Genomic DNA, 8,042 nt, shown 5'->3' with positions numbered 1-8,042 from the left:
GCGTGATTCTGCGTACCTTCAGGTCGCAGAGGGTTCAATTCTGAGAAAACTACTTATGATTGCAACACTCTTTTTTTTCTTTAGAATTGTCAATTCAAATGCAATTTGAATTGAAAAAAAGTTGTATGTTGTTTTTTTGTCATTTTTTTCTATTCATTAAATTTTTAACTTCATGGAAAATTTATCATTTTTAACTGTAGATGAAAAACCGATTTCTTATGTACAGGCGGTAAAATATTTGCAAGCCTCGGGAAAATTGGGGCAATTTATTGGAGACATTCTTCGCCAGTACATAATTGAACAAGAACTGGAAAAACGAGAAGATATACTCATTAGTTCTGCTTTGACAGAACAGACTATAATTGACTTTCGGCTAAAAAATAAATTGACAGAACCTCAGAAATTTCAAGAATGGCTACAAAGTAACGGGACAAATTATGATACCTTTCATTCATCAGTTGCTTATGGTTTTAAGGTAGAAAAACTCAAAGCGATGGTGACAGAATCAAAGCTACAAGAATACTACATTGAACGTAAGATTTATCTAGATAGGGTGGTAGTTTCACGAATTATTGTTGAGACTCAGGAGTTGGCTGAAGAACTACTAACCCAAATCGAAGAAGGAACAAGCTTTGAACAAGTTGCCCGAGAGTATTCACTATCAGATGAAAAAATTGTGAACGGTATGATGGGACCTGTAAGTCGGGGAACAATGCCAGATAAACTAAGAGCATGTATTGATATTGCCAGTCCTGGACAGTTGGTAGGACCAATAGAACTAGAAGGACGCTATGGATTGTTTCGTGTGGAACAATTTCTAAGCGCGTCATTAGAAAATACTCAACTAAGGCAAGCACTACAAAATGAGTTGTTTGAGAAATGGCTAGCAGAGAAAATTCAAAAACTAACGGTAAAATTGCAGGTGAATTAAAACTTTTAGATGACGAATCTTCAGAAAATAGCGTGCTAGCATCTCAATCTTGGAATCAACCACCACTGTGCTGGCTAACTGCTGAACAACAAAATCGACTGCAAGAGGTGTCAGAAACTCTTCGCTACAAATTGGGAGAAAAAATCTGGTCACAAGAAGCGGGAGGTTTCCAGTTCTTAATTATTTCTGGAAACATCCGCTTGCGGGAAGAAAGCGTCGGTAAGACAATGACCGTACTACAGCCAGGAGATTGGTTCGGCGACTTAAACAACTTTTCTGTAGAGTGCAAGGCTGTTGCTGCAAGTAAAGAAGTCGTCGTAGTACGCTGGACGACAGCAATATGGGCAGAACTTTCAACGCCACAAATTGAAGGATTTTGGTTAGGAAATAAAGAAGACACCGGGACAAGAGAACAAATCAATTCTAAATTCCAAATTCCAAATTCCAAATCAGAAACCTCTGCCTCATCTGCCTCACTCCCTGACTCCTTCACTCCTTCATCATCTCCCCCATCCTCGCCTTCCCTCTCCCCCTCCTCCACACAATTGTCAACATACCCATTCGTCTCCAGCTGGAACACAGGTGCTGCGTGTTTAACAATGGTGGCGCAACAGCTAGACAATCCCGTACAACTCGAATGGGTACAACGTCAACTGCGAGGACAACAACCAAAACATCTTGTGGAAGCAGCAGAAAAGTTAGGATTTGTGCTGCGGCGCTTGCAAGTCAGTTGGAGTCAGTTACAACAGCTATCATTTCCAGCCTTGTTACGCTGGGAAGCATCAGGAAAAACAGAAGGAGGTTGGATCGTCGCGTATGCACTCAAGGGCGATCGCCTAACTGTCGCAAACCCCCTAAATCCCAATCACACTTGTGAGAGTATACCACGATCAGTGGTTGAAGAAACTTGGGATGGGCAGTTATGGCAAGTAGAAGTTATCCAAAAGCAAGAAAAATTTAACCTCAATTGGTTCACTCCAGCAGTTTGGCAGTACCGAGGATTACTGGGAGAAGTGCTGCTAGCGTCTTTTACATTGCAGCTTTTGGGGTTAGCAACACCACTGATTACTCAAGTTGTTATTGATAAGGTGATGGTGCAGGAGAGTTTGCCAACTCTTGATGTTATGGCGATCGCACTCCTGTTAACCTCAACATTCGAGGCAGTTCTTGGAATCCTGCGACTGTTTATTTTTACCCATACCGCCCGTCGTCTAGATTTAAGTTTATCAGCACAGCTGTTTCGCCACCTCATGCGGTTACCCTTGGCTTATTTTGAGTCTCGGCGCGTAGGAGATACAGTCGCACGAGTTCAAGAACTCGAACAAATCCGCCAGTTTCTCACAGGTACGGCGTTAACCGTGGTTTTGGACAGCATCTTTGCTGTCGTGTACTTGGGATTGATGTTTTACTACAATATCCCCCTGACATTTGTAGCGTTAGCAGTCTTACCGTTATTTGCCACTTTAACAGTGGTTGCAACGCCAATTCTCCGCAACTGGCTAAACGAAACCTTTAACCGCAGTGCTGATAGCCAATCATTTCTTGTCGAAACAATTACAGGAATTCACTCAGTTAAAGCACACGCAGCAGAACCAGCAGCGCGCGATCGCTGGGAAGGTTTATTTGCTCGCTTCGTCCGCACAGGTTTCAAAGCTTCTACCACCTCTAACATTAGTAGCAATATTGGTGACTTCCTCACCAATTTTTCCAACTTGCTTATTCTTTGGTTTGGAGCCAAGCTTGTTATTGATCATAAATTAACAGTCGGTCAACTAGTCGCATTTCAAATGCTTTCTGGTAGAGTCACAGCACCACTTTTACGCCTCGTACAGCTTTGGCAAACCTTTCAACAAGTGCTGCTTTCTGTTGACCGTATTGGTGATATTCTTAACGTAGCCCCAGAAGCGGAACCAGGCACTGGTTTAGTGTTACCGTCCCTCAAAGGTCAAGTTAACTTTGAGCAAGTTTTCTTCCGCTACAGACAAAGCGCTGAACCCGTCTTAAGAGGAATCTCCTTTTCTGTAGAACCAGGACAGTTTGTTGGTGTTGTTGGACGCAGTGGTTCTGGGAAAAGTACTCTTTCTAAAGTGTTGCAACGCCTTTATCAAATTGAATCAGGACGCATCCTCATTGATGGTTTTGATATTAAAAGCGCTGATTTAGCTTCGCTGCGCCAACAAATTGGTGTAGTTCTGCAAGAAGACTTTTTATTCAACGGTTCTATCTTAGACAATATAACTCTCGGTAATCCCGACATCACCTCAGAACAAGTCGTAGAAGCTGCAAGATATGCTGTTGCTCATGACTTTATCAGTGAATTACCCCACGGCTACGAAACAAATGTTGGAGAACGGGGTACAGCTTTATCTGGCGGACAACGTCAACGCATAGCTTTGGCACGATTATTTCTCTCGCAAGCACCGATTTTAATTTTGGACGAAGCAACCAGTGCTTTAGATAGTGAAACTGAACAGCAAGTCCTGGAAAACCTACAAAAAGTTTCCGCTAACCGCACCGTGTTTCTCATCGCCCACCGTTTTGCCCCTCTTAAACGTGCTGATTTGATTTTGGTACTGGAGAAGGGCGTTATTGCTGAACGCGGAAATCATTTGGATTTGTTGCGGCAAAAAGGTTTGTACTGGTCACTTTATCAAAGACAGCAGGCAAATATCTGATATCAATAATTGGTGTTTTTAATTGCATATTTATACTTAACTTTGTAGTTAAGCTCATTACCTCGTCTTACATCGTTCCCAGTCGGAGACTGGGAACGAGATTTTAGGAGAGTTTTGGCTTGAGTTGACATCAAGGGCAATGCCCATAATGAGGCATTTGTAATTTACAAAAACGGCCAGGTCATATTTGAAACGCAACTTCAAAGCCCTGTCGGTCAAATTGTGGAGTCTTGGGACGGTAGAATTAAGTTTGGTGCGTATCTGTTGGCTGTTTCCTCTTTGATAAAATATCCAAAAATGCATAGAACCCATCTGGCATATTAGATAAATCATCAGTACTTACTTTTACTGGAACTTCAGATTTTATGGTTGACTCAACTGCTGGATTGAAATTAACAGTGTAGCGATTAACAATATATAGCTGTTCCCAGGTTAAAGGCTCACCTTTTTTCAATAGCATTCGTAGTAAATCTGGGTCATGATCTAATTTTCTTTGTTTGTTCTTTGCGTCTTGAGACTGCTCCAATTGTTTCAACACTTCTTGATAAAGATACTCTAATGAGCTTTCTGAAACCTTTTCTTCATCGTATATTCTTGGTTTTAGATTTTCTTTCTCCTCCTCCCAACGTTCTAACAATTCTTGAAAGTAATACAGCATTGCGTATGCTGTGTACGGCCACTGACTGCATATCACCAGCCAACAAATTGTGGCATCAGGATTGTCTGTAATGAAGTCTTCTTGCTTGTACTCGGCTAAAGTGCGAACAAGGCGGTAAACGTTCACTAATCTTTTGAGATGACGGGGGTTGGCTTGCAGAAATCTTGTGTACCGTTTGAATGCTACCCGTTCTTTATCATTAAATGTAATAAGTGCTGGAGGTTCAACTGGTGTATTTTTCTGAACTGGCGCTCCCTGATTTTGTACATTTGAATTTGAAGTTGCTTGTGTTGTGCGCTCTGATGATGAGGAGGCAGTAGAAGTTGATGGGGATGAATCTCCTAACAAATCGGAAAGGAATAATTCAATCTCATCAGGAGTAGATTCTGGAATACGGAATGGAATTTGTATAATCTTATCTAAATATTCATATCCTGAAGCTTTTGCAGGCCCCAACATATTTTTGTAAAATTGTTCGATTGCACGAGTAATGATACGAGCATCAATCCCCAAACATACAATAAAGCTTTTAAAGTTGAGGAGTAAGTTAATTGCTTGCAACACCTCAACGGCTTTCAGTGGCTCACACCGATCTAGGTCATCTATGATGATTAAGACTCTACCATTATTATTTTTCAGTCTCTGTGCAAGTAACTCCAAATCTGAATAAATTTCCTCCATATAATTAATCTGTTTACCATAGTCAGTTCCCTTCAAGACCGTTTCCATCCACTGACTAAGAGGTTTAGATATTGTATCAGCTACAAGCTTGAATGTTCCAGTGACTCCTAGTGCTAACAAAGCACCCCAAATTAGCCTCAAATCAAGTTTTAATTTAAAGAGATTTAAAACTAAAAAACCAAGTAATATAGCAAAAAATAAAATTATTTTACTTTTATTATCTTCATATTCACGCTTTAAGTTTAGTAAAAACTTCTTCCAAAATAGACCAGGAAACCCCCAGGCAAGCTCTTTTTCTAATTGATTCATTATTTTCCGCACCAACCCAGGCCAAATAGCTTTAGCTGCACTGTATTCCCAAGCGTTTAATTTTATAACATGAACATGGGGATAAGGCGAATCTTTCTGCTCTTCATTAGTAGATTTCTTGGGCTGGCTTTGCTTTTCCTGTTTACGTTGTTGAGAACGCTGCTCAAGTTCTGTTGTTATATGATCGAGTAGAAACGATTTACCCGTACCCCAAGAGCCAAATATACCAATAGTCAATGGTGGTTTGGTATTGGGGGATTCAATTATATCGGCAAAAGCTTTAACGTAGCAATCGAAGCCTAGTTGGTCACGATCTCCTACTAAATCATTGCTTGCTCCCTTGTTATAAATATAATTTTGAATAGAGTCTTGAGAACTATCGGGTTGCTTAGTGTTTTCAGCAAAACTAGTGTTAGGTACAGACCCAGGAGTTAAGAGTTCTTGAGCAATAGCTCGCAATTTTGGGTTCCCAGGGTTTAACCTTCGTACGCCATGAACAAAAGTTTCTAACCTGCCTATCCTTTCTTGGTGTTCTATTAATTGAAAGACAAGTTCTGAATAATTAGAATTAGACAATATTTGAAGATTCCCTATATCCACGCCCTGGGCCCTAAGCATCATCTCCAGAGATTCCCTTGAGGGAAAAGCAGAAATTAGAGCATCTTGTAGTTTTTTACGCTGTTGATCTGATAGGTTCATTTCTCAAAACCAGTGTATATATACTAGGAGACTGGGATTTGTAGAACAAAATTCACATTATTCTACACACGCAGACAATAACATTCCAGATAAAACCGCTTGCAGTGAAACAAGAATGCAACCCAACCCCAAGCACTCGCCGCTAGGGGCTTGCTTTGGTTGCGCTTTGAACAGACGTTTTTTTTAATCCACAAAATCATGACTTGGCTAACAAGTCAACTATTCCACTTTATCAACCTACCGCCCTGCGCTTCAAGGTGCGCTAGTTTTAACGCGGGGACTCAATAACACTGCACCATTTGAAAGGGTTTTGGAGCAACTTCCAGATCAGCTTTTGCACAACGAATAGAACTTGCATTTCGCACAAACCAAAATACATCAGATTAGCTTACCCTGCAAAACTCGCCACAAGAGACAGCCGACACATGATGGTGTTCCACTGCTCCTTGTCGGCAAATAAACCATGCAACAGTAGAATCGAGCGTCCGTTCCCCACCTGGCTGTAGGACAATGTACCGTTGCCGACCTGTGCAGTAAGGCTTGTGATCGTGCAGCTTGAGGCAGGCGTTGCGCGATTCACAAACACATAGCCTATTGATCCGCTGACTACCAGAATGACGATAAATAGTTGAATGATCAACTTTCTCATGGGTTGATGCTCTAAAATGGCTAGTGTAAGGGACTTTAGCACAACTTCCATCTGGTAAAACTTGAGGGAGTCTTACCCACACAAGCAATGAACCCAACATTATTTCATCTTGCCTTTCCCGTCACAGACATTGCCCAGGCAAAAGCATACTATGTCGATGGTTTAGGCTGCACTCCTGGACGGGAAAACCGCAACGCCCTAATTCTCAATCTCTACGGTCATCAACTGGTAGCTCATGTTACAAAAGAACCACCCACACCTCAGCGTGGGATATACCCAAGACATTTTGGGCTAATTTTTACTTTAGAACATGATTGGGAGGATTTACTCACGAGGGCGCAACAGCGACAACTCCTTTTTAGAGAAGAACCCAAACACCGCTTTGTTGGTTCTGCCTTAGAACATCGCACTTTCTTTTTAGAAGATCCTTTTTATAACATTATGGAATTGAAGTATTACCGTTATCCTGAAGCAATTTTTGGCAGTGCTGAGTATACGCAAATTGGCGATACTCCAGCAGGGAGTCGCCCTTTGGGCGAACGCCTTTAAGCTGCAATGCATTTTTTTAGCATATTGTCAACAGACAGAATACTTGCCAGTGCTAGGTTGTTTGTTTTTGAATTTTGAATTTTGAATGAGTGAATTTTGAATTGTCAACGCTTCCGCCACCGCAGCCAAGCTTCTGGAATCTGTCAGCATCCAGGAGTGATTTAAAACTGGTACTATCACCTCGCGTCCCACAGGCATTTGTGAACTAGTTGCGGGGACAATCATCAAGTCATAAGGTGTCCAGATAGAGGTAAAATCTATCTGCTTTAACATACCAGCATCCCGATTCAAATCTTGTAGTAGAACACTGTCAGGACGCATTTGAATGCAACCTATACCCTCACGACAGTAAGCAATCCAAGTGCCATGATGTGGTGATGAGATGGTAACAAACCGCTGCACGCGGTTGATTCCTCCCAGTCGTTGGACGTAATAGCGGCTAACGACACCCCCCATGCTGAAGCCCACTATATCCAAGGGTTGTTCTGGTTCAAAAGTCGCATCAATATAATTAGCAACTTGCTGAGCTAATGTGTCAAGACCTAAATTGCCATTATTTGGTACTAAGTCTAGGTCATACACCGTCCAACCTCTCTGGTTCAGGTAAGGAATCATTGTGTCGAAAACTCGACCTGTATCAAAAATACCGTGTACCAATAGCACTGGATTTCGCTGTTTTTTGACGTTATTCATTTACAAAACAAAATAATGTTAAGTTCTATCTTTTCCTAATCTAGTGGAGTCTCATCACCCTTTACCAAAAAGCTATGACAGTCTCCGTATTGGTTTGAGTAGTACTGTTTTGAAGAAACACGCTTAACTCTTAACTCTTAACTCTAGCCCTGTCAAGGTGACAAATTATCAGATAATAATGCCATGCGATTGCGCGAA

Annotated in this window: 6 protein-coding genes; 3 read left to right on the top strand and 3 right to left on the bottom strand. The window is 41.4% G+C overall.

Translation table 11 applies throughout. The features are described 5' to 3' along the window. The first annotated feature begins 172 nt into the window (after positions 1 to 172). The gene (locus DP116_RS25070; protein WP_169157740.1) at positions 173 to 931 is read left to right on the top strand and encodes a foldase protein PrsA; all 759 of its coding nucleotides are present in this window, start codon (positions 173 to 175) and stop codon (positions 929 to 931) included. Beyond that, positions 880 to 3,606 carry a type I secretion system permease/ATPase gene (locus DP116_RS25065; protein WP_169157739.1) on the top strand — a complete coding sequence of 909 codons (2,727 nt, stop codon included), beginning with the start codon at positions 880 to 882 and terminating at the stop codon, positions 3,604 to 3,606. The genes DP116_RS25070 and DP116_RS25065 overlap by 52 nt, the downstream gene beginning before the upstream one ends. Before the next feature lie 244 nt (positions 3,607 to 3,850). Here the strand turns inward: DP116_RS25065 and DP116_RS25060 are convergent, their stop codons facing one another. Together DP116_RS25060 and DP116_RS25055 are read right to left on the bottom strand one after the other, a co-directional pair. Then, positions 3,851 to 5,953 carry a P-loop NTPase fold protein gene (locus DP116_RS25060; RefSeq protein ID WP_169157738.1) on the bottom strand — a complete coding sequence of 701 codons (2,103 nt, stop codon included), beginning with the start codon at positions 5,951 to 5,953 and terminating at the stop codon, positions 3,851 to 3,853. A gap of 383 nt (positions 5,954 to 6,336) precedes the next feature. Continuing rightward, the gene (locus DP116_RS25055; RefSeq protein WP_169157737.1) at positions 6,337 to 6,702 is read right to left on the bottom strand and encodes a hypothetical protein; all 366 of its coding nucleotides are present in this window, start codon (positions 6,700 to 6,702) and stop codon (positions 6,337 to 6,339) included. Between DP116_RS25055 and DP116_RS25050 the strand changes: the two genes are divergently transcribed. Then, positions 6,690 to 7,151, top strand: a complete 462-nt coding sequence (locus tag DP116_RS25050; RefSeq protein WP_169157736.1) for a VOC family protein — start codon at positions 6,690 to 6,692, stop codon at positions 7,149 to 7,151. The genes DP116_RS25055 and DP116_RS25050 overlap by 13 nt on opposite strands. Before the next feature lie 27 nt (positions 7,152 to 7,178). Here the strand turns inward: DP116_RS25050 and DP116_RS25045 are convergent, their stop codons facing one another. Beyond that, positions 7,179 to 7,844: an esterase/lipase family protein gene (locus DP116_RS25045; protein WP_169157735.1), complete on the bottom strand. Its 666-nt coding sequence runs from the start codon at positions 7,842 to 7,844 to the stop codon at positions 7,179 to 7,181. Positions 7,845 to 8,042 lie beyond the last annotated feature (198 nt).

Origin of the sequence: Brasilonema bromeliae SPC951, assembly GCF_012912135.1 — a bacterium.
GTDB lineage: Bacteria > Cyanobacteriota > Cyanobacteriia > Cyanobacteriales > Nostocaceae > Brasilonema > Brasilonema bromeliae.
Note: the sequence above shows the minus strand (reverse complement) of the source record. Positions and strands in the feature narration are given on the sequence as shown.